This window comes from Devosia oryzisoli (assembly GCF_014837245.1).
Classification (GTDB): domain Bacteria; phylum Pseudomonadota; class Alphaproteobacteria; order Rhizobiales; family Devosiaceae; genus Devosia; species Devosia oryzisoli.
The window spans coordinates 1,292,270-1,316,620 of the sequence record NZ_JACYFU010000001.1 but is presented as its reverse complement, the minus strand read 5'-3'; the positions used below and the strand labels follow the sequence as shown (position 1 = coordinate 1,316,620).

Here is a 24,351-nt window from a genome sequence, read left to right as displayed (position 1 = left end):
CGCCCCCCAATGCCTCAAGCCACACCGATGAAAGCGCTCGCGCCATGCTTGCCCAAATGTCTTCCGCTTCGCTCGAGAATGCCTTTGCCGTGCTGCGGGAGAACGACAGGGGTACCTATACCGTGCCCACCAAGGGGCTCTATCCGTTTCAATGGAATTGGGACTCGTGCCTGACCGCGCTGGGGCTGGCCGCGATCAGCCAGGATCGTGCCTGGACCGAGATCGAAACGCTTTTCGAGCACCAATGGCCCGATGGCATGGTGCCGCAGATCGTCTTTCACGTGCCGTCCGACACCTATTTTCCGGGGCCCGACATCTGGCAGACCAATCGTCCGACGCCAACATCGGGCATTACCCAGCCAGCGGTTGCAGGCTTTGCGGTGCGGCGCCTGTTTGATCGTGCGCAGGATCGCCACACTGATCGCGCCATGGCAGAGACGCGATCGCGCGCACTGTTGCACAAGATCGATGCCTGGCACGCGTGGTTCTACCGCAACCGCGATCCACACGGGGAAGGCCTTGTCGCGATCCTTCATCCCTGGGAGGCGGGACGGGACAATTCGGTCGATTGGGATGAGGCGCTGGCGCAAGTTCCCACGAGCGGCATAACGCCGTACAGGCGGCGCGACACCGACCACGCCAATCCCGCCCATCGCCCCACCGATGCGCAATACGATGCGTTTGTCTGGCTCGTGGAGCACTTCCGGCGGCTGGGCTGGGACAACAGTCTGCTGCATGATGCGTCCCCGTTTCGCGTGGTCGATCCGGCGTTCAACGCCATTCTCATCCGCTCCTGCGCCGATCTGGCGGCGGTGGCGGAGGCGCTTGGAGAAAAAACGCTTGCGCAGCGCAACCGGGCGTGGGCGCAGCGGTCCCTTGACGCCCTCGATGCGCTTTGGCATGTGTCCAGCCAGCGCTACCAGGGGTTTAACCGCGCCACCGGCGAACGGATCGATAGCCGCTCCATCGGGGGGCTCCTGCCAATTCTGGCCGCCATCCCGCCTGCGCGTGCCGCCGCCATTGCCGGACAGATCGCGGCAATGGGTGAACAGATGCACTTCCTCGTGCCGTCGCACGATCCGGGAGCGCCCGGATACGAGGCGCAGCGCTACTGGCGCGGGCCGATCTGGCTGATCACAAATTTTCTCATCGAAAACGGCCTGCGGCAGGCGGGACAGACCGAAGTCGCCGACCGCATTGTCCGCTCGAGCCTTGACCTGATCGAGAAATCCGGCTTCGCCGAATATTACGAGCCGCAAACCGGGGCGGCGCTGGGCGGGGGAAGATTCACCTGGACGGCTGCGATGGTGATCGAATTCCTCACCCGGCGCTAAAACCCGGTTCGATGCGGCAGCGTCCGGGCTGGCTCGGGCAATGGGCAGTTGCGGATGTCGGCCAGAAGCTCGATCATGCCCGACACTTCCCGCTCGGCGATCAAATGCCCCCTTTCGGCGCTGGCCCTCTTCGCATTGCCGACGGTGCCGGCCGGGTTGAGGTCACTCGCGATCCAGGCATAAGCGTGCTGGCCGGTGGGACGCAGATGGGTAAAACGCGCTTCGTCCCGCGCTGCGACGGATGGAAAGTCGGCAAGCCGGTCGAGCACCACGAGATCGGGGCGGAAGGCCAGCATCATCGAGGTTTCGAAATCGCCGCCATGGATACCATGGCGCCTTTCGCTATCGGGCAAAAGGCCATCGGGCGGCGCGAACTTGCTCCAGCCTGACTTGATCACCAGCATATCGGCCTGAACGCGAAGCTCGCGCGCCACGATACCGATGATCTCTTCGTTGCCGCCATGCGAATTGACGATCAGGAGCTTGCGGATGCCGGTGCGGGCAACCGAAAGGCCGATCTCGATCCAGGCGTCGATCAGGGTATGGGCGGTGTGCGTCAGCGTACCGGTGGCCCAGATATGTTCGTTGGATTTGCCAACCTGCATGATCGGCAGAACGCGCAGGTCAAGGTCTGCGGCGATGCGATCGCGTAGCAGGTCCAGGCAGCCTTGGTTGAGGATCGTATCCGTGCCGAGCGGGAGGTGTGGTCCATGCTGCTCGGTCGCCGCGACGGGCATCAGCGCAATCGTTTGCATCGGGTCGATACCTGCAAATGTATTGGCGCTGAATTCGGACCACCAGAAGGGCCGTGACATCATGTTCATTCCTGTGCCGGTCCAGCAGCCACGACTTCTATTTCCACGACGGATTCAGGACGCGAAAAGCCCGAAACCACAAGGAGCGTCGATGCTGGAAAGGGTGCGACGAAGAGTTGATTGCGCACGTCCATATAGCCAGCCAGATGTTCACGGCCGGTCACGAAAGCATTGATGCGGACGATATTTGCGAGGCTCATACCGGCTTCGGCCAGGATCGCCTCGATATTGGCAAAACAAAGCCTGGTCTGGGCGGCACAATCGGCTGGCACCTGACCTTGAGCATCAATGCCCAACTGCCCCGAGCAGAAGACGAGTCGCTGATCGGGCGGCACAAGGGCACCGTGGCTATAGGCGGAAAAGGGCGGCGCAATACGCGCCGGAGACAGGGTCTCCACGCTATGTCCCTCCATAGGTATTGCCATCCTAGACAGATTTAAAACGGTTGCAACAATGAAATTTGTGGTTTTGCGACAAAAGGACCGGGCTTAACGGGTTTTCAAGACGCTCGAACCCAAACACTCTTGGTCCCGCCGCGGTCTTGATGATCACGTTTCGGCTGAGGGGCCGGGCGCGGCAGGAGGAATGCTATGAAGAACGCAACAATTCTGGCCGCTTCGGCTGTCCTTTTTGCCGCTGGGCTAGCTGGTGCCGCGCAGGCGCAAGACAAGGTTACCTTCGGCACCAACTGGGTGGCGCAGGCCGAGCATGGCGGTTTCTATCAGGCCGTGGCCGATGGCACCTATGCCAAGTATGGGCTCGACGTCACCATCCGCCAAGGCGGCCCCCAGGCGCCCAACGGACAACTGCTGACAGCCGGCCAGATCGAGTTTTACATGGGCGGCATGTCGACCATCGACGCGGCGCGTCAGGGGCTGCCGAACGTTACGGTGGCGGCCATGTTCCAGAAGTCGCCGCAGGTGCTGCTCGCCCATCCCGATGCCGGCTTCACCGACCTTGCCAGCCTGTCCGGTGCAAGCAAGATCATCATGGGCAAGGACAGCCTGTTCGCCGGCTACTGGCCCTGGATGAAGGCCAATTTCGAGGGCTTCTCGGACGATCTTTACGAGGCCTATACCTATAATGCCGCCCCGTTCATTGCCGACGACAAGTCCGTGCAGCAGGGGTATCTGACGGCCGAGCCCTACGAGATCGAAAAGCAGACGGGCTGGGCGCCGCAGATCTTCTTGATCGCCGACTATGGCTACAAGCCCTATTCGACGACCATCGAGACGCGCCAGGACCTGATCGATCAGAACCCCGATATGGTCCAGCGCTTCGTCGATGCCAGCATCATCGGCTGGTACAATTATATCTATGGGGACAACAAGGCGGCCAACGACATGATCAAGGCCGACAACCCCGAAATGACGGATGACCAAATCACCTATGCGATCGACAAGATGAAAGAATACGGCATTCTGGTATCGGGCGATGCGGAAAGCGGTGGGATCGGCTGCATGACCGAGGCGCGCTGGACCGAGTTTTACGACAGCATGATCGAGGCAGGCGTCTACGAAGCCGGCATACAGCTCGACAAGGCCTTTACGACCCAGTTTGTCTGCAAGTCGGTCGGCAAGGATCTCGCCAGCCAGTGACGGCAATTCCGGCCACGCCCTTTAATAGGCGTGGCTGCTCCGACCGGGAATAGAGCTTGGATCAGATCGTGCAGAACGCTTCGCCATCGCAGCATAACCCAGCGTCCCGGCCCAAAAATGGGCATGAGGTTGTCGTCATGCGTGACGTCAACAAGGTCTTTTCCAACGGGACGCTGGCCCTCAAGGGCATGTCGCTCGATGTCCATGCCGGAGAGTTCATTTCGCTCCTTGGCCCCTCCGGCTGCGGCAAATCGACGGCTTTGCGCATCATTGCCGGTCTGGGGGCGCCCAGTTCGGGCACGGTTGCCTGGCCCAGTTCGCGCATCAACAGCAAGGGCCTGCCGGAAGGCGATGTCGGCTTCGTCTTCCAGGAGCCCACGCTCATGCCTTGGTCGACGGTGTTCGGCAATGTCCATCTGCCGCTCAAGCTGGCGGGCGTCTCCAAGGCCGATGCGGCCGACCGGGTGATGGAACAGTTGCGCGGTGTCGGCCTCGCCGATTTTGCCCATGCTTATCCGCGCGAGCTTTCGGGCGGCATGAAGATGCGTGTTTCGATCGCCCGAGCGCTGGTGACACAGCCCAAACTCTTGCTGATGGACGAGCCATTTGCCGCGCTGGACGAAATCACGCGCCAAAAGCTCAACGACGATGTGCTGGCGCTTTGGCATCGGACCCGCGTGACCGTCATTTTCGTCACCCATTCGGTTTTCGAATCCGCTTATCTGTCGAGCCGCATCGTGGTCATGCGCGCCCGGCCTGGACAGGTTTACACCGACCTGCCCATCAGCCAGCCCGAACAGCGCGACGGCACTTATCGCGTTTCCGAATTCTACCGCGCCAATTGTCAGACCGTTTCGGACGCCCTGCAAAGCGCCATCCAGTCGGCGGAGATCTGAAATGGCCGAAATCAGCACTGCTCTACGCGACGACCGCGGGACGGACGCAGCCACCATCATCCGGCCGCTCGGAACATCGCAGCGCGAAAAGGCCTTGCGTATTCTCGTGCCGCTGGCGGCGCTACTGGCGTTCATTTCGATATGGCAGATCCTCGTCGTGTGGCAGGGGATACCCAAATATATCCTGCCCGGACCGATCGATGCTGTCGTGGCTCTGGTCACCGATTCATCGACGCTGTGGCCTGCCCTCTGGGTCACGCTGCGCATCACATTCATGGCGCTCGGCGTGGCCCTGGTCGGCGGTGTGCTGCTTGCCATCATAATCGTGCAGTCCCGCTGGCTGGAACTGGCACTGTTTCCCTTCACCGTCATCCTGCAGGTGACGCCGATCATCGCGGTGGCGCCGCTGATCCTTATTTACGCGCCCGACACGCAATCGGCGCTGATGATCTGTGCCTTTCTCGTGGCTTTCTTCCCGATCCTCTCCAACATGGTGCAGGGTCTCAAAAGCGTCGATCACAATCTTCTCAATCTGTTCGAGCTCTACGGCGCCAAGGGCTGGCAGACTCTGCTGTTCCTCAAGATCCCCGCCTCGATGCCTTATTTCATGGCCGGGCTGCGCATTGCCGGCGGATTGTCGCTGATTGCGGCCGTGGTGGCCGAATTTGCCGCAGGATCGGCCGGGCAGGGCTCGGGCCTGGCTTTCCGGCTGCTCGAAAGCCAGTATCGGCTCAATCTTCCCCGCATGTTCGCCGCGCTCATCATGCTCTGTGGCACGGGTATCGCCATTTACGCCCTGACCTCTTTTCTCTCCTGGCTGACGCTGCACCGCTGGCACGAATCCGCCATCCGGCGCGAGAACTAGCCATGCCGCAGGCGATCAGGCCCTGGGCCGGAACGAGTGTGGTGCTGCATGATTGCAGCCTGCCGCGCGCCGCGCGCGGCCACGTTTCGGGCGAAGTGGACCGCGTCGACATCACCATCGCCAACGGCATCGTGGCGGCAATAACCTCGACGCAGTCCCCTGGCCCTGGCGCAGTCGATTGCGATGGCGGGCTCGTGCTGCCCGCGTTGGTGGATGTCCATACCCATCTCGACAAGGCGCAGATTGCCACGCGCACCGCAAATCCCGATGGCAGCTTTGCCGGCGCGCTGGGGGCGGTGGCGGCCGATCGTGCCGCGCACTGGACGGCAGCCGATCTCCGCCGGCGCATGGATTTTGCCCTGCGTAGCGCGTATGCCCATGGCACCGCTGCCATTCGCACCCATCTCGACAGCGACCCGGCCCAGCGCGACATCAGTTGGACAACATTCGAGGCGGTTCGTCAGGACTGGCTCGGCCGACTGCAGGTGCAGGCCGTCGCGTTAATCGGACCGGACCAGATGTGCGATGCCGCTTTCGTGCGGGACACGGCACGCTGGGCTGCGCGCTTCGGGGGCGTGCTGGGTGGCGCAATGGGCCGGCATGACGGCGCGAAAGCGGCTATGGCCAATATGGTCGAAGCGGCTGCCGAATTCGACCTCGCGCTCGACCTGCATCTCGATGAAACGCTCGACCCGGCCGCCGGCACGCTGCGCGCCCTTGCCGAGGTGGTGCTCGAGCGTGGGCATCAAGGCGTGGTACAGGCGGGGCATTGCTGTTCGCTCGCAGCCCAGGACAGCGCCGAGGCCCATGGTACCATCGACGTAGTGGTCGCCGCCGGGATTTCCATCGTGACCCTGCCAATGTGCAACCTCTATCTGCAGGACCGGCAGGCGGCGCAGCAGCCGCGGACCCCACGTCTGCGGGGCGTCACGCTGGTCAAGGAATTGAAGGCTGCCGGTGCCCGCGTTTCGGCCGCCTCCGACAATACGCGCGATCCCTTCTTTGCCTACGGCGATATGGACATGCTCGAGGTTTTTCGCGAACTGACGCGCATTTGCCAGATCGATCATCCGGCACAAGACGCGTGGGACTGGTTGCGCAGCATCTCCGCCCAACCGGCGGCTGTTGCCGGTTTTGCCCATACTGGCCTGGTCGAGGTCGGGCTCCCTGCCGATGTCATCGTGTTGCGTGCGCGAAGCTGGGGCGAATTGCAGGCCCGGTCACCCTACGAACGCACCGTGGTGCGCGGTGGCGCCGCCATCGAGGCGTCCCTGCCCGACTACCGCGAACTTGACGATCTGGCTGGAGTACTGCGATGAGCATCGCCCAATTTCGTGCGGCCCTTGGCGAGATTGCCGTCGAGGATCGAGCCGCTTTGGTGCAGCAGCGCAGCCGTGACCATTACTGGTACTCGCCCATTCTCAAGCAGAAGCTCGACCATGTCTGCGCTGACCTCGTGGTGTCGCCGCGTTCCATCGCGGAGGTCAAGACCGTGTTGGCAGCTGCCTATCGACATGGCATCGCCATAACGGCGCGTGGCGCGGGAACTGGCAATTACGGTCAGGCCATGCCGCTGGCGGGCGGCGTCATCCTCAACCTCATGCAGATGAATGCGGTGCTCGACATCAAACCGGACCGGGTGCGGGCGCAGGCCGGGGCGGTGATGGAAGAGATCGATCATCAGACGCGGGCGGCCGTAGGTGGCGAATTGCGCTTTCACCCGTCCACCAATCGTTCGGCCAGCATCGGCGGTTTCATTGCCGGCGGGTCTGCCGGGGTAGGGTCGATCCGCTGGGCAGGCCTGCGTGCCTTTGGCAATATACTGGGCCTCAAGGTCATCACCTGCGAGGAAACGCCGCGCGAACTCGACCTCGTGGGCAAGGACATCCTCAAGGTGGCGCATGCCTATGGCACCAACGGCATCATCGTCGAAGTCGAGATGCCGCTGACCCAGAGCCACCAGTGGATCGATGTCATGGTCGGCTTTCCCGACTGCATCGCCGCCTGTCGCTTCGCCGAGGCCGTCGGCCTGCAGGATGGCCTGCTGGTCAAGGAAGTGGGCATCTGTGCCGCGCCCATTGCGCAGGATTATTTTAATCGTCACAAGGCTTATGTGAGGCCTGGCCAGTCCATCGTCATCCTCATGGTCGCCCCGGTTGCCATCGAGGCCATGGCCGTGTTCATCGAGCACCATGCAGGCGAGCTGCTGTTGCGCGGCGACCAGCTCGACGCTGACGAAAAAAAGCGCCTGCCCCCGATCTACGAGCTGGGCTGGAACCATACAACGCTGCGCGCCATCAAAGTCGACCCCAGCATAACCTATCTGCAGACCCGTTATCCCAGCGTCGAGCATGTGCGCACCATCATCGACATTTTCGGCGATGAGTTGCCTATGCATATCGAAGTGGCCCGCCAGGACGGGCGCGTCGCGTTCGCGGGCCTGCCCCTTGTGCGCTACACGAGCGAAGAAAGGCTCGAGGAAATCATCGCCATTCACGAAGCCAACGGCTGCGCTGTGTTCAATCCGCACCGCTATACGCTTGAAGAAGGTGGCATGAAGCGCACCGACGAGGTGCAATTGCAGTTCAAGCGCCAGGCCGATCCGTCCGGCCGGCTCAATCCGGGCAAGATGATCGCCTGGGACGATCCCAACTTTGATCTGACATCGGGACGAGCCTGGCTGTTCAGCGGTCTGGCACCCGTGGAGCCGTGATGCGCTTTCACGTCGTCCATGCCCATCCGGTCGAAACCAGTTTTAACCGCGCCTTGTTCGAGGCGGTTCTTGATCAGGCGCGAAAGGGTGGGCACGAGGTTGATGCGCTCGATCTTTATGCCGAGGAGTTCGACCCGAGGCTCAGCCGGCTGGAGCGCCTCAACTACCACGACACCACGCTCAATCGCACCGATGCGGTCGATGTCTACGCAGAGCGCTTGTTGCGAGCGGAGGTGCTGATCTTTGTCCATCCGATCTGGAATTACGGTTTCCCGGCGATGCTCAAAGGCTATTTCGATCGCATCTTTCTGCCCGGCGTGTCTTTCGTCATGGACGGAAGTGGCGACCGTGGCATTCCGCGCGCCAATTTCACCCATATCAAGCACGTCATGTTCGTCACCACCTATGGTGGCAATCGATGGCGGACCTGGCTGATGGGCGATCCGCCGCGGCGAGTGGTGAAACGCTGGGGCTGGGCAACGTTTCGAACACCTAAGCCGCCGGACTATGTTGCGCTTTACGACATGAACAATGGCACACCCGAGAGCAGGGCCGCATTCGTGCAACTGGTCCGACAGAAAGTTTCTGCCATCCAGTGACACAGCGCATTCCGTTCGCACTGCCGCATAAGATTAGGGCACTACTGAAAGTGATTTAGCAACGAAGTGAAAGGGTTGCCTATCGATTCGATGTCCAGTGCTGGAAGCGACTGTTTCTTGCATTATGTACCGCGAGGGCGTTTGCTCTATTCAACTAAATGTAATGACTGCTTCTCGGCGATTCAACTCGCCGCCCAAACGACAGGTATGGGGCGCATCGGCGACGTCTAGCCAAAATCACGAGACACCTTGATTGAATTGATGGTCAGAAAGAGCACGGGCAAGGGCTTCGCAATCATCAGCTCAGAAGCCTCGCTTAGTACAGCTACGCACGCTTCCAACGCACAATCACAAGCAGGTCCGGCGCTTCTAAATTCAGCTGCTATATTCAGCGATCGCAATTCCTGAACGATATACCGTTTCTAATTCCATGTCCGGCGTGAGCACAATGAAGTCCGCGGGTAACCCTTCGGCAAGTCTGTGCGGGTCTTCGTGGCCAAGGGCACGTAAAGGCAAAGATGTAGCGCGAGCGACGGCGTCCTCAATCGCTCCCAGACCTATATCGACCCAATTTCTGACCGCGGAAAACATGGTCAGGTCAGCGCCGGCCAGCGTACCGTCAGCCAATCGCAGGGCTCCTTGACGTCGTTCGATGATGTCGTCGCCCAAGAGGAACGACGTCCAGTCCGTGCCGGCCTGCGCCATGGAGTCCGAGACCAAAAAGATGGCGCCCGGACCACGCTTGGCGGCAACAGCGGCCCGCATCGTGGCGCGGTGCACGTGAATCGTATCCGCGATAATGCCGGCCGATACGCCCGGCGCGTCGAGAACGGCCCCGACAAGGCCAGGCTCACGGTTGCCCATCTGACTCATGGCATTGAACAGATGCGTCGCCATGCTCGCGCCAGCGCGAAAGGCTGCCATGGCTTGCTCGTATGTGGCGTCGGAATGTCCCAGGCTGACGACGATGCCGGCGCGCGTCAGGCGAGCGATCGTTTCCGGCGGCACGGTTTCGGCGGCGAGGGTCACGACAATATGGTCCAGTTCCGACCGCGCTCGTTCAAGCCGCACGATATCGGCTTCCTGCATGGGGCGGATGAGACGGGAGTCATGGGCGCCGCGCCTCGAAAGGGATAAATGCGGTCCTTCGAGGTGCAATCCTAAAAAGCCGGCGAGTCCAAGCCTTGTGGCGCGCGCGCCAAGGGACAGGACATGGTCGGTGGCGGCCGGCGTGGTCGTGATCAGGGTCGGAAGGACGTGCAAAGTGCCCAGACGAGCGTGCGTGTCGACAATAGTCTTCAGTCCGACATCGGTCGTATCACCGTCCAGCAGAATGCCGCCGCCACCGTTGCACTGCAGGTCGACAAGGCCCGGGAGGATCGTGCAATCACCCAAATCGAGCGTGGGTGCAACGACGGGGCCGCTGCTGAGGCCGCTGACCCTGCCGTTCGAAACCACAAGGGTTGCCTGTTCGTGCCAGGTCCGCCCATCGAACAGACGGGCGGACCGGAAGCGACAGATGTCGTCAGCCTTCATTGGCCATGGTTTTCTTGAACTGAGCCAGATGCTTGGACTGGGCGTCGATCATCTTCTCGCGGTACTGGCCATAGATGATATCGGTGTCGTGCAAGGTGACTCCCGGAATGGTTGGTGAGGCGAAGACGGGCAGTTCGATGCCCTTTTCGGCAAGCTTTTGCGCCGTGCGCGAGACCAGCTCATGCATCATGATCATGGCCAGAACGGTCGAAGAACCCGAAACCGGCCGGCTCCAGCCGTCGATCGACACGATCGCATCTTCGACAGGCGCGCCGGTATCGATGACGATATCAGCCGCATGCGGCAGGCGCTTGCCCGAGCTATGGGTTGCCGGCTTGCTGGCATTGGACTTGGCGGTGATGGCGATGACGGTCAGGCCCCGCTCCTTGGCATAGAGCGCGGTGTCGATGCCTGAGGAATTACTACCAGAGTGACCGAAGATGACGATTGTGTCGCCCGGGTTGAGCGGCTGGTGGTCGAGGAATTTCTCGGCATATTTCTCGGTGCGTTCGAGCCAGAGCAGTTCGCGTACGCCGCCGGCACCTAGGATGTTGTGCCACATGACACGTGGGTCGGTCAGCGGATTGAAGCCGAGATACGACCCATAGCGCGGATAGGTTTCCTGCACCGGCAGCACCGAGTGTCCCGAGCCGTAAAGATGCACGAGTCCGCCTTTGGCGAGCGTTTCGCTCATGGCCTTTGAGGCGGTTTCGAAGGCGGCTTCGTTCTCGGCGCCCGCCTTTTCGGCAATGGCGGCGAGCTTGCTGATAAACATCGTGGACATGGGTCTGGCCTTTCAGAACTAGACGTAAAGGGTTGAACGGATTTCATAGCGGTCGGCGCGCATGGTCGAGACCGCAAATTCAAAGGGGCCACGCGCGTCGAAAGTGATGCGCTCGACCTCGAAGGCCGGCGTGCCGGAGGGAAGTTGCAGGTCCTCAGCATCACCGGGGGCGACCGCACCGACGCGATAGACCTCTTTGGCCCTGACCGGAGCGATGCCGGCATTGTCCTTGAGCCAGCGATAAAGCGAGCTGATTTCCGAGGCCGCCTCAAAAAGGCCTGGGGCGCGCGACGCGGGCAGATGCGTTGTCTGGATGCCGATCGGCTCTCCATTGCCCAGGCGCAGGCGGCGCAGCTGCACCACCATCTCGCCCTCCGCCATTTCCAGCGCCTCGGCGATCTCGCCCGTTGCGGCAATGGTGTGAGCCGCGAGGAGCCGCGTGCCCGGCGACAGCGCCAGGCTCTGCATCTCGTCGGTGAAGCTGGTTAGCCCGCGTACCCCCGCCACCATCGTGGCCGAACGCACGAAGGTGCCGCGCCCATGCTCGCGCCGCAGCATGCCGGCCTCTTCGAGGTTGCGCAGCGCATGCCTCAGGGTAATGCGCGAAATGCCCAGCATGTCGCAGAGGCGGTCCTCGTTGGGGATTTGCAGCCCCGCCGCCCATTCGCCTTGGTCGATGAGGTCACGCAGAGCCATTTCGGCCTGGTGCCAGAGCGGCTCCGGCCTGCGGCGATCCGGCCGCACCAGTCCCGCGGGTTCGTCGCTCATGCTGTCCTCCTCCAGTTTGCCCCAAGCGCCCCGGCATAGGCCGCGCCCACCAGCCCCGCCCGCGCGCCATGCGTGGCGGGCACCAGCTGCACGCCGCGCAGGTGGGGCGGCACGCGTCGATCAACCTCCTGCCGCAGTATCGGCAAGAGGACGTCGAACGCCTCGGCCACCCCGCCAGCAATGATGATTGCGGCGGGATCAAGCAACGCGAGGGCGGAGCCAACGGCCGTGCCGAGTGCCGCCATCGGGTGGCGCAGCGACCCAAGCGCGTTTGCGTTGCCGTCCCGTGCGGCGGCGATCAGCGCCTTGCCGCCGTCAAGACCAAGGGCACGGCCAAGGCAGTCGAGCGCGCGCCCCGCCGCCTGCCGTTCCAGCCAGCCGCTAGTGTCTTCCCCGGCATCGGCCATGTCTGCCGTCGCCCAGCCGAAGGAACAGGCGCCACCGTTGTGTCCGGCAACAATAATGCCCGATGCCAGCACGGCCGAACCAATGCCGGTGCCGATGGCCAGCAGCACCGCATCCTCGCAACCTTTTGCAGCGCCGGCCCGCACTTCGGCGAGGAGACTTAATTGAGCATCATTGCCAAGACCAATATCGACGCCGGCAAACGCCTGGGCGAGATCAAGGCCGTCGAGGAAGGGCAGGTTCGGCACCCAGCGGCAAATGCTTCCGTGCGCAAGGCCCGGAATGCCCACCCCTAGCCGTCTCGCCCCATGCGCCGCCAGAAGGCCCGAGACCAGCTCGACAAAGCCGGCCCGGTCGACCGGCGCCGTCACGTCCTCGAGCAACTGCACACGGGCGGGATCGGCGGCATCGGCTAGCCCGATGCGGCATCGGGTACCCCCCAGGTCGATGGCGAGGATGGCGCTCATCCCTTGACCCCCGTGGCGACGATGGAGTCGACGAAGAACCGCTGCAGAAATACGAAAAGCACGACCGGCGGCAGCACCGCCAGCGTCGCCCCGGCCATGACGAGGCCCGTATTCATCGCCCCGCGATTGTAACTCAGCAGCCGGCTCAGCGAGATCACGATGGGATACTGGTCGGTATTGCCCTGCAGCACGGTCAGCGGCCATAGATAGCTGTTCCAGTGGTAGACGAAGGCAAAGAGCGTCAGTGCCGCGATGGCCGGCAAAACGGTCGGCGCCACGATCTTGAACAGGATGGTGATTTCAGACGCACCATCCACCCGGGCGGCGTCGATCAGGTCGTCCGGCACACCCTTGATGTATTGGCGCATCAGGAAGATGCCGAAAGCGTTGGCAAGATTCGGCACCACGACGCCCAGAAGGCTGGCATTGAGCCCGAGATACCCCGTCATCCGGTAGAGCGGGATTAGCGTCACGATGGGCGGCAGGAACATGGTGGCGATCAGCGCCGCGAACAGCCAGTCGCGCCCCTTGAAACGATACTTGGCGAAGGCGTAGCCGGCCATGAGGCTGGTGACGACGATGGCCGTTGTGGTGATCAGTGCGATGAAGGCTGAGTTCAAAAAACTGCGTCCAAGGCTCACCACGTCCGCCACCTGCATGTAGGCATCGAGATTGGGCGATCCGGGCAGCCACACGGGCGGCACCTGCATGCTTTCCTCGGGTGTCTTGAGACTCGAAAGCACCATCCATGCGAGCGGAAAGGCCGCGATGACGGCGATGACGATGATGAGGAGCGTCAGTGCCCCTTCCTGCCAGCCGCGGGCCCGGCGCCGATAGGGCCGCTCCACGATCATCGCTCGTCCCCCCGGTCGCGCAGCACGGCGAACAGCAGCACGATGACAACGATCAGCGACAGCATCAGCGTGACCGCCATGGCCGAGCCGAGCCCGCCCTGCGCTCGTTCGATGCCGACGCGGCGGATATGATAGGTCAACACGTTAGTGGAATTGACCGGCCCGCCCTGAGTGATCAGCGCCACCGGCTCGAACACCTGCACCGCATTGATGACCGCGACCACTGCCGAGAATAAGAGCGTGTTGCGCAGCAGCGGCAAGGTGATCTTCCAGAACTGCAGCCAGGGCGAGGCGCCATCGACGCGTGCGGCTTCGTAGAGCGTTGTCGGGATCTGCGTCAGCCCGGCCACAGCCAGCACGGTGAAATAGCCCACCTGCTGCCAGACATTGAGGATTACAATGGAAACGAGCGCCGTATTGGGCGAAGAGAGCCAGGTCTGTGGCGGAATGCCGACCCAGCCCAGCATCTGATTGATCGGCCCTTCGGTCGGCGAATAGAGCTTGGACCACACCAGCGCCACAGCGATCGTCGGCACCATATAGGTAGAAAACAGGACCGTGCGCAGCACGATGCCACCCGGCGCGAAGGTCTGGTGCACCAGAAGCCCCAGTAGCACCGAAAGTGGCACGATCAGCGCCACCGACAGGACAGTGTAGAGCGCGGTATTGAAGAAGGCTGCACGGAAATCGCGGCCGATGGATGTGGGACCGAGCAGATCGGCGAAATTGGCGAGCCCGATGAAGCGAGCGGTCTCGAACCCGGTTTGCGTCGACCACTGCGTGAATGAGAGGCCAATGGTCAGCACCATCGGCACTAGCACGAAAAGGGCGATGAGCCCGGTGGCAGGCGCGAGCATGCCTATGGTCGAGCGACGATGGCGGCCAATCATGCGGGGGCTCTGCTTGGGGAAAGACAACGGGCGGGGCAGAGTGCCCCACCCGCCGCGGGAGACGCGGGATTTATTGCGCGTTGCGCGCGAGGATTTCGGTCGCGTCGGCCTGGGCATTGGCCTGAGCCTGCTCGGCCGTAAGTTGGCCGAACTGCATTGCCTCGAGCGTCTGCTGCAGCGACTCGGAAAATTCCTGCCCGCCCAGCACCACCGGGAAGGGCTTAGCGTCGCCGAGCGTCTCGGTATAGCCGAGCAGGAACGGATCGCTGGCAAGACGATCGCCGAATGCGGCGACGTCCGAGGTGCGCGACGGCAGGATACCCATCGACATCAGGATATCGCCCATGGCCGAGGCACCATTCTCGCCGGAGTCCGGTCCATTGAGCCAGGACAGGAACTTCCAGGCAGCGTCCTGTTCCTCGGCGCTGGCCTGCGCATTGACCACGGTCATCCACGAATAGGAAATCGAGCGGGCGGTATCTCCCGAAGGCCCAACTGGGATCGGCGCGGTGGCAACGTCCGCGAAGGCATCGCCCATGCCCGCCTTAAGCGCGGATTCCCACCAGTTGGCCATGATGATCATGCCGGTCTTGCCGGAGACGAAATTGTCGAGGAACGGGCCGGTCGTATTGGCATCGGCAGTGGCCATGGCCGGATCGGAATAGCCTGAGGCGACCAGCTTCTCGTAAAGCTCGAACGTCTGTTTGGCTGCTTCGCTGTCCAGCACCGGCTTGCCATCGACAATAAGGTCGCCACCATTGGAGACTAAGAGCGAGGCGAAGGGGTGCAGCACACCCGCGGCCCAGGAATTGATCAGTCCGAAACCCTGCTCGCCCTTGGACTTGTCGGTCAGCTTTTCGGCGGCAGCGAGAAACTCGTCCCAGGTCTTGGGCGGCGCGGCGATGCCAGCTTCCTCGAACAGGCGCTTGTTGTAGTTGAGCGCATAGACGTCGATCTCGTTGGGAATGCCATAGAGTGCGCCATCCACCGAAGCTGCGCTGACGACGCCAGCCGGCCAGTTTGCCGTGGTGTCGGCGGCGACATCATCTGCTGCCGCGCTGACCAGCTTGTCGCGCACGAGATCCGGTAGCCAGGCATCGTAGATGCCGGCGATCGTCGCACCGCCAGCGCCACCACCCGAGGTGCGCAGGGTGGTCAGCAGGTCCCCGAAGGGCACGGCGCGCACGGTGACGGTGTCGCCCGGATTGGCGGCCTCATACTTTTCGATGGCCGCATCGAGCAGCTTCACCGTGTCTGGACCCCAATGGGTCAGAAAAGAAATCTCAGCCGCTTGAGCCATCGACACGCTGGACATCATCAACGTGGCAACCGTGGCAAGGCGCCAACCGTAACCTAGTTTCACGACCATTCTCCCATCCTTATACCGCGGCTTCTCCACTTCGCGGACGCAGACAGACTGTTATGACGTTATAACGACTGTCAAGCGCAATTTCTACAGGTTGTCTGTCGACTTGGGAAAGGAAGGAACTGGATGGCGATCTTTTTGGACCGCGTAGCTGAGACCGGAGTGCCGCGTCAGGGGTGCAAGCCGATCAAGTGAACTAATCGAAGCGCAAAAAAGACGACTGCGTTTAGCGTCGGTTTTCGAGATGTGGCACTACGGCCCCAATCTCTGAAATGGGGCGCATCGCCGTCGGCAGCATTGCAACTATTCTGAACCAACCCCATGCCAGAAGGCGTGCACGGCAACCTCGGTTGTATAGAAGTTTTCAGGTTTGAACCTGCATCTCTGAGCTACTGCGGCAACCTCAGGATCGTTCTCAAATCTCTTGAGTAGCGCACGCAATTTTAGTTCCCTCTCATCGATAGCAGCGGCGACTGCCAAGCCAGCGTGTCGGGTCAAGATGGCAAGGTCATTGACTGCTTCAGCTACGAAGCCTGCTCGACTGCTTATATAGCTGAACGAACGCCCCTCCGGGTGCCAGCGAAGGACGGTTCGCTCGTCGTTCCAGCGATGAGCGTGACTACCTTTCGGAACGCCATAGTGCGCAACGACTGTATTGCGGAGATCTGCAATCGCAGCGTGCTTGTGCTTCAATTCCTCAGAGAACGACCTCGTCACATCAACGGGCGGGCGACCATCATGATCTGAGATAGTGGCACGGGCATACATAGCAACAGCATGAGTCATCAGCGCTGCGGCAAACCGGAACCGCGCGCTCTCGTATTTGTCGACTTCATGCAGGGTATCGATGGCTCGTTTGGCTTCCAGTAGATCAGCGTGTACCGAGAATGCGGAATGGTATCGATCAATGGCATCCGTCAAATCTTTGAATCGACGAGATTCCCTGAATGCTGAAGCCATTGCTCTCAGATCGTACGCCCACTTCTCCAATTAATTCGCTCCAGCCCGTCATTGAAGTCGGCACTTGCACCAGGTGCCTGCATTGGCAAGGTGCGCGACCAGAGCGTCACTATTGGCGCTGAACAAAAATATCCATGTCCGCTTTTGGGAATTCGTTCAAGCAAGTCGAATGGCCGCAATGGGGCGCCTTTCTGCCTGGCAGCTGTCGATCCCAATACTGCCGTTTCGGGCTGACAGCGCCGATCCCGAAAGCAGCCGCTAAGGCCTTTGCAATTGCGTGTTCCTCATGAGCGGCGTCCCAGACTTCGCGAGCAGTATCTATATTCGTCGCCGCGATGGCCAACCCGACGAGGACATCGGGCCAACCATAATTCCAGAGATTGGCGGTAACCAGCCCCGCGCCGATGATGGCGACGGCGTCAATGCCGGCTGAAAGGAAGGCCGCACAGGTCAGGCTACCGCTGTGATGACGAAAGCGGGCCAGGAGAAGAGCGCAACTGAGGTTGAATGCCAGTGCCCCAAGCCAGGTCAGCGACAGCGCAATGGGCTCCGGCGGCACCGGAGTGGTGAACTTCCCGCAGAGCGACCAAAGCAGCGCCAGCGCGGGCGAGAGCAGGACGCCTGCCAGCAGCAAGCCGATTCTGGCCCGCGCCGCAGCCTCGCATCCACCATCATGCTCGCTTGTCCAACTTCAAGTTGCTCAAGGGCGTAAATAATAGGGTATCCCCTACGTTATGACACACACGTCCAAGCATAAAGATAAGCTCCTGGCGAGGGTTCGACGCCTGAAGGGACAGATCGAAGCTGTAGAGCGGTCGCTCGAGGCAGGAGCCCCCTGTGGCGAGGTTCTCAACCTCGTTGCCTCGATCCGTGGCGCTGTGACCGGCCTGACCGGCGAGTTGATCGAACATCACATCCGCGAACACGTCTCCAATCCCGACACCGATCCGGACCGTGACCGCGCTCAAGGCGCCGCGGAACTTATGGATGTCGTGAGGACCTATCTGAAATGACCCCAGACACACGCCTCTCGAACCCCCATGACCATGTCTTTCTGGGGGACAATCATGCCCGCAACGAGCGGCGCACTTGGCTCGTGATCGCGATCACCGCGACCATGATGGTGGTGAAGATAGCAGCAGGGTTGATGTCCGGGTCAATGGCTCTGGTCGCGGATGGGGCACATGTCCACTCATGCCGCGGCGATGCTTATCGCGGCGCTGGCTTACATGTTCGCCAGCAAGAACGCCCGCAACCCCCGGTTTTCGTTCGGCACCGGAAAGCTGGGCGACCTGGCGGCCTTTGGCAGTGCCGTGGTGCTCGCCCTAATCGCGCTGCTGATCGGCTGGGAGAGCATGCTGCGCTTGTACAGTCCGGTGGCGATCAACTTCCAGCAGGCCATCTCCGTGGCCGTGATCGGTCTTGGGGTGAACCTGCTCTGCGCCTGGCTGCTGCGCGACGACCATTCGCATCACCATCACGGCCATGACCATCATCATGATCATGGACACGTTCATGATCATCACGATCATCACGGTCATGAGCATCATGATCATAGCCACGATCATCCTGAGCATCTGCCCGCGACCGACAACAATCTGCGCGCCGCCTACCTCCAGTGCTCGCAGATGCCCAGACCTCTGTGCTGGCCATTGCGGCTCTGGTCCTGGGAAGTCTCTATGGCTGGAACTGGCTGGACCCCGCATGGGGATCGTCGGTGGGCTTGTCACTGCCCGTTGGTCTTGGGGCCTGATCCGCGACGCTGGCGCCGTGCTGCTCGACTACCTGCCGCAACACGAAGACCTTCCCAGCGAGATCCGGGAGGTCATCGAAGGTAACGGCGGCGAGATCACCGACCTGCATGTTTGGCAGCTTGGACCTGGCCATCACGGCGCCATCATCGCCTTGCGTTCGTCGACCTCCGAAACAGTCGACTTCTACAAAGAGAAGCTGGCGGCCATCCATGAGCTGTCACACGTGACCATCGAGGTGCAGCCGGCCTAGAGATGCGTTCTGACAGCCGGTGCGTCTGTAGCAGCCGAAGATTCAGGCGCCACCGCTAAACAAATCGTCGAAACCTTCTGCGGGCACCAGCTCGAAACTCCTGTCGGCGTTACGCAATCCGTGCCGATCTCAGCCTGAGCGAATTTCCGATAACGCTTACGGACGAAAGCGCCATCGCGGCAGCAGCGATGGCCGGTGACAGGGTCAGTCCGAAGTACGGGTAAAGCACGCCTGCCGCCACGGGTATGCCCGCCGCGTTATAGACGAACGCCAGGAACAGGTTCTGACGGATGTTTCCCATTGTGGCGCGGGACAGCCGCCGCGCACGGGCGATGCCGACAAGGTCTCCATTGAGCAGCGTGACGCCGGCACTTTCCATGGCAACGTCGGTGCCGGTGCCCATCGCAATACCGACATCTGCGGCAGCAAGCGCCGGAGCATCGTTTACACCGTCGCCTGCCATGGCAACGATCTTGCCCTCTGATCTCAGTCGCTTGACGACGTCGCTCTTTCGTTCCGGAAGAACGTCTGCTTCGACATCGGTTATGTTCAGCTGTCTTGCGACCGCCGTGGCGGTGACAAGGTTATCGCCCGTCATCATGACCACTCGAATGTTTTCCTGGCGCAGATCGGCAAGAGCATGTGCGGTCGTTGAGCGGATCGGGTCCGCAATACCAAGGACGCCGGCCATGACGCCATCAACGGCGATGAGCACAACAGTCGCGCCTTGTGCACGAATCTCGTCGCCCCGTGCTCTCCACCCGATTGCATCGACACCTTCGGCTTCCAGATAATTGGAACTTCCGATGAGCACACGCTTGCCTGAAACCAGACCCGTCAGGCCCTTGCCCACCGGAGAATCAACGTCCGCCGGTTGCACCAGCGAAAGCCCACGCTCTTCGGCCGCCGAAACGATGGCAACACCCAGCGGATGTTCGCTGGCCCGCTCAAGGCTGGCAGCCACAGAGAGCAAGGCATTCTCATCGAAACCCGAGGCTGGCAGGACATGCGTCACCTTTGGCTTGCCTTCAGTAAGCGTACCGGTCTTGTCGACAACAATGGTGTCGACTCTTTCGAGGCGCTCCAATGCCTCGGCATTCTTTACGAGTAGGCCAAGCTGAGCGCCCTTGCCCACACCGACCATTATCGACATCGGGGTGGCCAGACCGAGCGCACAGGGACACGCAATGATCAGTACCGACACAGCGGCAATGAGAGCGGGGGCAAATCGGGGCTCCGGCCCCAGGAGCATCCAGACTGTGAAGGCCAAGGCCGCGATCAGGATAACCAGGGGAACGAACCAGCTTGAAACCTGGTCCGCAAGCCGCTGAATGGGTGCGCGAGAACGCTGGGCGGCCGCCACCATCGCGACGATGCGGGACAGCATTGTGTCTTTCCCGACGCCAGTGGCCTCCATTACAAGGCCGCCCGACTGGTTGACCGTGCCGGCAACCAGCTGTGCGTCAACGGTCTTCGTGACAGGCATGGATTCGCCCGTGACCATCGACTCGTCCACTGCGCTCCTGCCTTCGAGCACCTTGCCGTCCACTGGCACTTTTTCGCCTGGCCGCACCCGCAGACGGTCGCCGACCATGATGCTCTCGATGTCGACCTCTTCATCGCTCCCGTCCTCTCGAATGCGGCGGGCAGTTTTGGGGGCGAGGCCAAGCAGGGCTTTGATGGCGCCCGAGGTCTGCTCTCGAGCGCGAAGTTCAAGGACCTGGCCAAGAAGAGCAAGCGTTGTGATGACGGCGGCAGCCTCGAAATAGACGGCTACTCCGCCATCCATCTGGGTCATGGTCTTGGGAAATAACCATGGAAACAGCGTGGCGACGAGTGAATAGACCCAGGCAACCCCGATCCCCATGGCGATCAGGGTGAACATATTGAGGCTGCGGTTGATGACCGATGCCCAGCCGCGTTGGAAGAACGGCCATCCGGCCCAAAGGACGACCGGCGTCGCGAGTGCCAGCTGAATCCAGGTTATCGAACGACCGGGAAACAGCATGTGGAGGTCAACCAAATGGGCCGTCATCTCCAGCACGAAGACGGGAATGGTCAGCGCTGTCGCGATCCAGAAGCGCCGCCTCATATCCTGCAGTTCCGGGCTTGGACCAGTGTCCTCGGTGGGAAGTTCCGGTTCGAGTGCCATGCCGCAGATGGGGCAAGAGCCGGGACCATCCCGGCGGATCTGCGGATGCATCGGGCAGGTCCAGACGGTACCTGCCGGTGCCTCTTTCACGACGTTCTTCGACGCGTGCGGCTCCGTCTTGGCATACCGCACTGGATCCGCTGTGAATTTCGAGCGGCATGCGTCCGAGCAAAAATAGTAGGTGGACCCCTCATAGGTCGCTTTGTGCTTGGCTGTCGCGATGTCCACGGCCATGCCGCAAACAGGATCTTTCGCCGTGTCGCCTTGAACTGCAGCGGCGTCACCGCCACCGTTGTGGGTCCCGTGGTGATGGGAATGGCCATGCTCTTGCATGTTCGTACCGGACACTGCGGCCTCCTGTTTCTGAGAGGCTGCACCCTGCCACCGTAGGAAGGTCAAGAGGCGCGATAGCGCATTCTGACCCAGAGCTACGCCTTCGAAGGGCGCAGTCACCCCGTCGCAGAAGCCCCGCGACGGGGAAACGGACTTGGTGATCTTCTACCCGTATACGACCTCGGTCATCATGCCGGTCATCATATGGTAGAGGTTGTGGCAGTGGAACAGCCATCGGCCGGGATTGTCGGCGTCGAAGCTGACACTGACGCTGCCCATGGCCGGAACCACAACGGTATCTCGCATGGCGCCATTGAGGCGGCGCCCATTGAGAACCGTCACCTGGAAATGATGGCCGTGCAAATGCATGGGATGGGCCATCATGGAGTGGTTCATGATCTCGAGAGTGACGCGCTCACCCTCCGCAATCTTGAGCGGTGTTCGGTTTGGCCAGGGAGCATTGTCGAGGTTCCAAGCATAAGGGTCCATGCTGCCCATGGCCATGGTCTGCACGGTCCGGTCGGTCGGTTTTGACGGGAGCGGCGATGCGGCCGATAGCTGCTCCTCCAGCGAAAGGTCGACCGGCGCTTCCTGCTGCTCCGCTTTGGAAGAGAATTTGGGCACGTCAGCGCCGTTTGCCGCAAGGATTACGCCGGTCCGGTCCTGCAGCCCTTCGACCTGTGCGAATACCGGCACAACCGCCTTGCCCTTCATCTCAACAAGCAGGTCAAGCCGCTGGGCAGGGGCAAGCGGGAAGCGGTGCCCCCTTATGGGCTCGACGGCGTTGCCGTCTACCGCAAGCACGGTGGCTTCAACATCTTCGAGGTTGATCCAGAAGGATGTTGACGCTGCAGCATTGATCAGGCGCAACCGGACCTTCGCATTCGCTTCGGTGCGGATGATCTCCGGATCATCCAGCGTTCGGTCATTGGCCAGAAATGCGTCGTAGCGGACGTCGTTGAGATCCATGGACATCATGCTGTGGTCCATGCCGCCCATCATCATGCCACCGCCCATGGACATGCCTCCGGCAGGTTGCTGGTGCATGTCATGGCCGGCACTTTGGCCCCCGGTCAGCTCAGACAGTATTTCCTCAGGGCTCCGGAAGGCGAAATCATGCAGCAGCACCGTCACGTCCTGAACGTCTGCCGCCTCGTCCTCCGCGGTGTAGACAACCAGAGGTGCCGTCAGCAGAGCCTGCTTCTGCAGCGCATGATGCGAATGCATCCAATGGGTGCCTGCTCGGGGTGAGAAATCATACGACCGTCGCTCGCCGGGCGTCAGCGGGGAGACATATCCTGTGTCAGACACGCCATCCTGGGCGGGGTCTGGTGTCTGTCCGTGCCAGTGAACAATGGTCTCCTCGCCTATCTGGTTCTCCAGATCGACAAGGAACCGTTCGCCAGCGCGCAGGGCCAGGCCATGCCGGCCGTCATCGCCGCGGAGACGAAAAGCATCGCCCGGCCGGCCGAGCACGTCGATGACGCGACGTTCGGCGACGAGGCGCCGGGGAGTTGGTTGCTGGGACAGGGCGACCCGCGGCAGCGCTACGTTGCCGGCAAGGGCGAGGGAGGCGCCGAGGAAGGCGCGACGAGAGAGCTGGATGCTCATGATAATGCTCCGAAATCTGAAAAGGGCTTCGGCCTGAGTTGGCCGGAAGAATCTCAGATTTGGATCGGCGGCCGAAACAGCCGCGGCTGCCATGACCACAGCAAGCTGGCCTGTATTAATGGTTCGGCAAGATGGTGACGGCTCGTCGTCTGGTTTTCGACTGAGGACGGCGGCAAGGCGGTACAAGGCGAACAGGCATGGTGGCAGCAGTCATCGACAACCTGCGTTTGGGAGCTGTCGACCATCTTGTGAATTGCCCCGTCGCCGTGGGCCGTCGCTTCCATCGGGGCAGAACACGGGGCGGCCATGCTTGGTGGCGCAGCAGACGCCATGGAGCCGAGCAGTGTCAGCGCCAGGAACATTGCGAGAAAAGCTCGAGCGATGAGGTTTGTGCTCGTTAGCAGCCGAACCATGCGGTCATATAGTCTCGTTTGTGTGACAAAAGCTGGGCGTCACACGCGTGTCTGCCCGATGAACCGCATGAAAACGTCACGACGGTCGCCATCAAAGGCCAGAACCTCATATGTCTCATAGGAACTTTCGTCCGCCCCCTCCATTCCGGGCGAACCAAGCGGCATGCCGGGTACCACCAGACCAGTGATCTTCGGGCGATCCTTTAGCAGCGCCGTGATCGCCTCTGCGGGCACGTGACCTTCGATGACATAGCCATCGACCGTAGCCGTGTGACAGGAGCGCAGATCAGCCGGGACAGACAGGGCATCCTTGACCTTGTCCATCTCCTCGATGTCCTCGACGTCAACGGAAAATCCGGTCTGTTCCAGATGGAGGGCCCAGCCAGTACAGCAGCCGCACCACGGATCCTTCTTGACCGCTATCATCGGTGCCGTCTCCTGGGCGAAGGGGCCACCGATCAGAGCGGTGCCGGCCAAGGTCAAGGACCCTATGAGTAGGGTACGTCGGGAAATCAACATCGAAGTTCTCCGATTCAGTGGCGCGCAGAGCTCTATCTTGAACTGACATCAGGAGCGACCAACGACAATGCGTCGCTTCGCCCCTGCTTGATTGCCAGCTTGCTCAGGCAGCGATGGTGCTCGAGTACCCGGCCGAATTGATGGCATCGGCGATCTCCTGAGCGGAACGAGTGGTTTCCACCTGCACCTTGCGCGCGGAAATGTCTATCGACACGCCCGCCGCGGGATCCGCGCTCTTTACAGCCTTCTCGATAGTCGAGGCGCAGTGGCCGCAGGTCATATCAGCGACGGTGAAGTTGTACATGGCGTGTCCTTTCTGGTTGAGACACCAGGGAAGATGGTCCTTCCTACGGTGGGAGGGTCAAGAGCCCTGCGTAGAGTTTTTTCATCCAGCGGAGTCTTTGGCGAAAACCGCTTGACCTTACCAACGTTGGAAGCTTCAAACGGAATGGCAGTCGGAATGAAAGGG

The 24,351-nt window shown here is 61.5% G+C and carries 23 protein-coding genes and 2 pseudogenes; 10 read left to right on the top strand and 15 right to left on the bottom strand.

Annotation, left to right across the window (positions count from 1 at the left end):
• Window positions 1–44: 44 nt before the first annotated feature.
• Window positions 45–1,334: an MGH1-like glycoside hydrolase domain-containing protein gene (locus tag IC608_RS06575; RefSeq protein ID WP_248306176.1), complete on the top strand. Its 1,290-nt coding sequence runs from the start codon at window positions 45–47 to the stop codon at window positions 1,332–1,334.
• On the opposite strand, the gene IC608_RS06570 is transcribed toward IC608_RS06575, so the two are convergent.
• Together IC608_RS06570 and IC608_RS06565 are read right to left on the bottom strand one after the other, a co-directional pair.
• Entirely contained in the window at window positions 1,331–2,152 is an 822-nt protein-coding gene (locus IC608_RS06570) for a creatininase family protein (protein WP_345890847.1), read from the bottom strand. The genes IC608_RS06575 and IC608_RS06570 overlap by 4 nt on opposite strands.
• Before the next feature lie 2 nt (window positions 2,153–2,154).
• Window positions 2,155–2,562 (bottom strand): RidA family protein, encoded by a 408-nt coding sequence (locus IC608_RS06565; protein ID WP_191773674.1) that lies wholly within the window; start codon window positions 2,560–2,562, stop codon window positions 2,155–2,157.
• Window positions 2,563–2,739: 177 nt separating this feature from the next.
• On the opposite strand from IC608_RS06565, the gene IC608_RS06560 reads away from it, so the two are divergent.
• From IC608_RS06560 to IC608_RS06535, 6 genes are all read left to right on the top strand, one after another.
• On the top strand, window positions 2,740–3,747 hold the full coding sequence (locus IC608_RS06560) for an ABC transporter substrate-binding protein (RefSeq protein ID WP_191773672.1): 1,008 nt from the start codon (window positions 2,740–2,742) through the stop codon (window positions 3,745–3,747).
• Window positions 3,748–3,884: 137 nt separating this feature from the next.
• Window positions 3,885–4,643 carry an ABC transporter ATP-binding protein gene (locus IC608_RS06555; protein ID WP_191773670.1) on the top strand — a complete coding sequence of 253 codons (759 nt, stop codon included), beginning with the start codon at window positions 3,885–3,887 and terminating at the stop codon, window positions 4,641–4,643.
• 1 nt (window position 4,644) lies between these two features.
• Complete coding sequence (locus tag IC608_RS06550; RefSeq protein WP_191773668.1) at window positions 4,645–5,508, top strand: ABC transporter permease; 864 nt, start codon at window positions 4,645–4,647, stop codon at window positions 5,506–5,508.
• A 2-nt stretch (window positions 5,509–5,510) separates the two neighbouring features.
• Window positions 5,511–6,827, top strand: a complete 1,317-nt coding sequence (locus IC608_RS06545) for a cytosine deaminase (protein WP_191773666.1) — start codon at window positions 5,511–5,513, stop codon at window positions 6,825–6,827.
• The gene (locus IC608_RS06540; RefSeq protein ID WP_191773664.1) at window positions 6,824–8,221 is read left to right on the top strand and encodes an FAD-binding oxidoreductase; all 1,398 of its coding nucleotides are present in this window, start codon (window positions 6,824–6,826) and stop codon (window positions 8,219–8,221) included. The genes IC608_RS06545 and IC608_RS06540 overlap by 4 nt, the downstream gene beginning before the upstream one ends.
• The gene (locus IC608_RS06535) at window positions 8,221–8,820 is read left to right on the top strand and encodes an NAD(P)H-dependent oxidoreductase (protein WP_191773662.1); all 600 of its coding nucleotides are present in this window, start codon (window positions 8,221–8,223) and stop codon (window positions 8,818–8,820) included. The genes IC608_RS06540 and IC608_RS06535 overlap by 1 nt, the downstream gene beginning before the upstream one ends.
• 375 nt (window positions 8,821–9,195) lie before the next feature.
• On the opposite strand, the gene nagA is transcribed toward IC608_RS06535, so the two are convergent.
• The 9 genes and pseudogenes from nagA to IC608_RS06490 form a co-directional block, all read right to left on the bottom strand.
• Window positions 9,196–10,278 carry an N-acetylglucosamine-6-phosphate deacetylase gene (gene nagA / locus IC608_RS06530; protein ID WP_345890846.1) on the bottom strand — a complete coding sequence of 361 codons (1,083 nt, stop codon included), beginning with the start codon at window positions 10,276–10,278 and terminating at the stop codon, window positions 9,196–9,198.
• A gap of 67 nt (window positions 10,279–10,345) precedes the next feature.
• Window positions 10,346–11,140, bottom strand: a complete 795-nt coding sequence (locus IC608_RS06525) for a sugar isomerase domain-containing protein (RefSeq protein WP_191773659.1) — start codon at window positions 11,138–11,140, stop codon at window positions 10,346–10,348.
• A gap of 18 nt (window positions 11,141–11,158) precedes the next feature.
• Entirely contained in the window at window positions 11,159–11,908 is a 750-nt protein-coding gene (locus IC608_RS06520) for a GntR family transcriptional regulator (protein WP_191773658.1), read from the bottom strand.
• A complete protein-coding gene (locus tag IC608_RS06515) occupies window positions 11,905–12,780 on the bottom strand; it encodes an ROK family protein (RefSeq protein ID WP_191773656.1) in 876 nt (291 codons plus the stop codon). The genes IC608_RS06520 and IC608_RS06515 overlap by 4 nt, the downstream gene beginning before the upstream one ends.
• Complete coding sequence (locus tag IC608_RS06510) at window positions 12,777–13,634, bottom strand: carbohydrate ABC transporter permease (protein ID WP_191773654.1); 858 nt, start codon at window positions 13,632–13,634, stop codon at window positions 12,777–12,779. Before IC608_RS06510 ends, IC608_RS06515 begins: the two co-directional genes overlap by 4 nt.
• Entirely contained in the window at window positions 13,631–14,491 is an 861-nt protein-coding gene (locus tag IC608_RS06505) for a carbohydrate ABC transporter permease (RefSeq protein WP_345890845.1), read from the bottom strand. Before IC608_RS06505 ends, IC608_RS06510 begins: the two co-directional genes overlap by 4 nt.
• A gap of 103 nt (window positions 14,492–14,594) precedes the next feature.
• Complete coding sequence (locus IC608_RS06500) at window positions 14,595–15,893, bottom strand: ABC transporter substrate-binding protein (protein ID WP_248306175.1); 1,299 nt, start codon at window positions 15,891–15,893, stop codon at window positions 14,595–14,597.
• Window positions 15,894–16,193: 300 nt separating this feature from the next.
• Entirely contained in the window at window positions 16,194–16,850 is a 657-nt protein-coding gene (locus tag IC608_RS06495) for a hypothetical protein (protein ID WP_191773651.1), read from the bottom strand.
• Window positions 16,851–17,115: 265 nt separating this feature from the next.
• Window positions 17,116–17,517: pseudogene (locus IC608_RS06490) on the bottom strand (cation transporter); the annotation flags it as partial.
• 67 nt (window positions 17,518–17,584) lie between these two features.
• Between IC608_RS06490 and IC608_RS06485 the strand changes: the two are divergent.
• On the top strand, window positions 17,585–17,863 hold the full coding sequence (locus IC608_RS06485) for a metal/formaldehyde-sensitive transcriptional repressor (protein ID WP_191773647.1): 279 nt from the start codon (window positions 17,585–17,587) through the stop codon (window positions 17,861–17,863).
• Window positions 17,860–18,854, top strand: a pseudogene (dmeF, locus tag IC608_RS06480) (CDF family Co(II)/Ni(II) efflux transporter DmeF). The gene IC608_RS06485 and the pseudogene dmeF overlap by 4 nt, the downstream one beginning before the upstream one ends.
• 109 nt (window positions 18,855–18,963) lie before the next feature.
• On the opposite strand, the gene IC608_RS06475 reads toward dmeF, so the two are convergent.
• The gene (locus tag IC608_RS06475; RefSeq protein WP_191773832.1) at window positions 18,964–21,339 is read right to left on the bottom strand and encodes a heavy metal translocating P-type ATPase; all 2,376 of its coding nucleotides are present in this window, start codon (window positions 21,337–21,339) and stop codon (window positions 18,964–18,966) included.
• 165 nt (window positions 21,340–21,504) lie between these two features.
• Window positions 21,505–22,695 (bottom strand): multicopper oxidase family protein, encoded by a 1,191-nt coding sequence (locus IC608_RS06470; RefSeq protein ID WP_345890856.1) that lies wholly within the window; start codon window positions 22,693–22,695, stop codon window positions 21,505–21,507.
• Here IC608_RS06470 and IC608_RS18435 point away from each other — a divergent pair.
• On the top strand, window positions 22,687–23,088 hold the full coding sequence (locus IC608_RS18435) for a hypothetical protein (RefSeq protein WP_345890857.1): 402 nt from the start codon (window positions 22,687–22,689) through the stop codon (window positions 23,086–23,088). The genes IC608_RS06470 and IC608_RS18435 overlap by 9 nt on opposite strands.
• Window positions 23,089–23,402: 314 nt before the next feature.
• Here IC608_RS18435 and IC608_RS06465 read toward each other — a convergent pair whose 3' ends face one another.
• Together IC608_RS06465 and IC608_RS06460 are read right to left on the bottom strand one after the other, a co-directional pair.
• On the bottom strand, window positions 23,403–23,840 hold the full coding sequence (locus IC608_RS06465) for a DUF411 domain-containing protein (RefSeq protein WP_248306174.1): 438 nt from the start codon (window positions 23,838–23,840) through the stop codon (window positions 23,403–23,405).
• Between the two features lie 145 nt (window positions 23,841–23,985).
• Window positions 23,986–24,186 carry a heavy-metal-associated domain-containing protein gene (locus IC608_RS06460; RefSeq protein ID WP_191773641.1) on the bottom strand — a complete coding sequence of 67 codons (201 nt, stop codon included), beginning with the start codon at window positions 24,184–24,186 and terminating at the stop codon, window positions 23,986–23,988.
• Window positions 24,187–24,351: the final 165 nt, after the last annotated feature.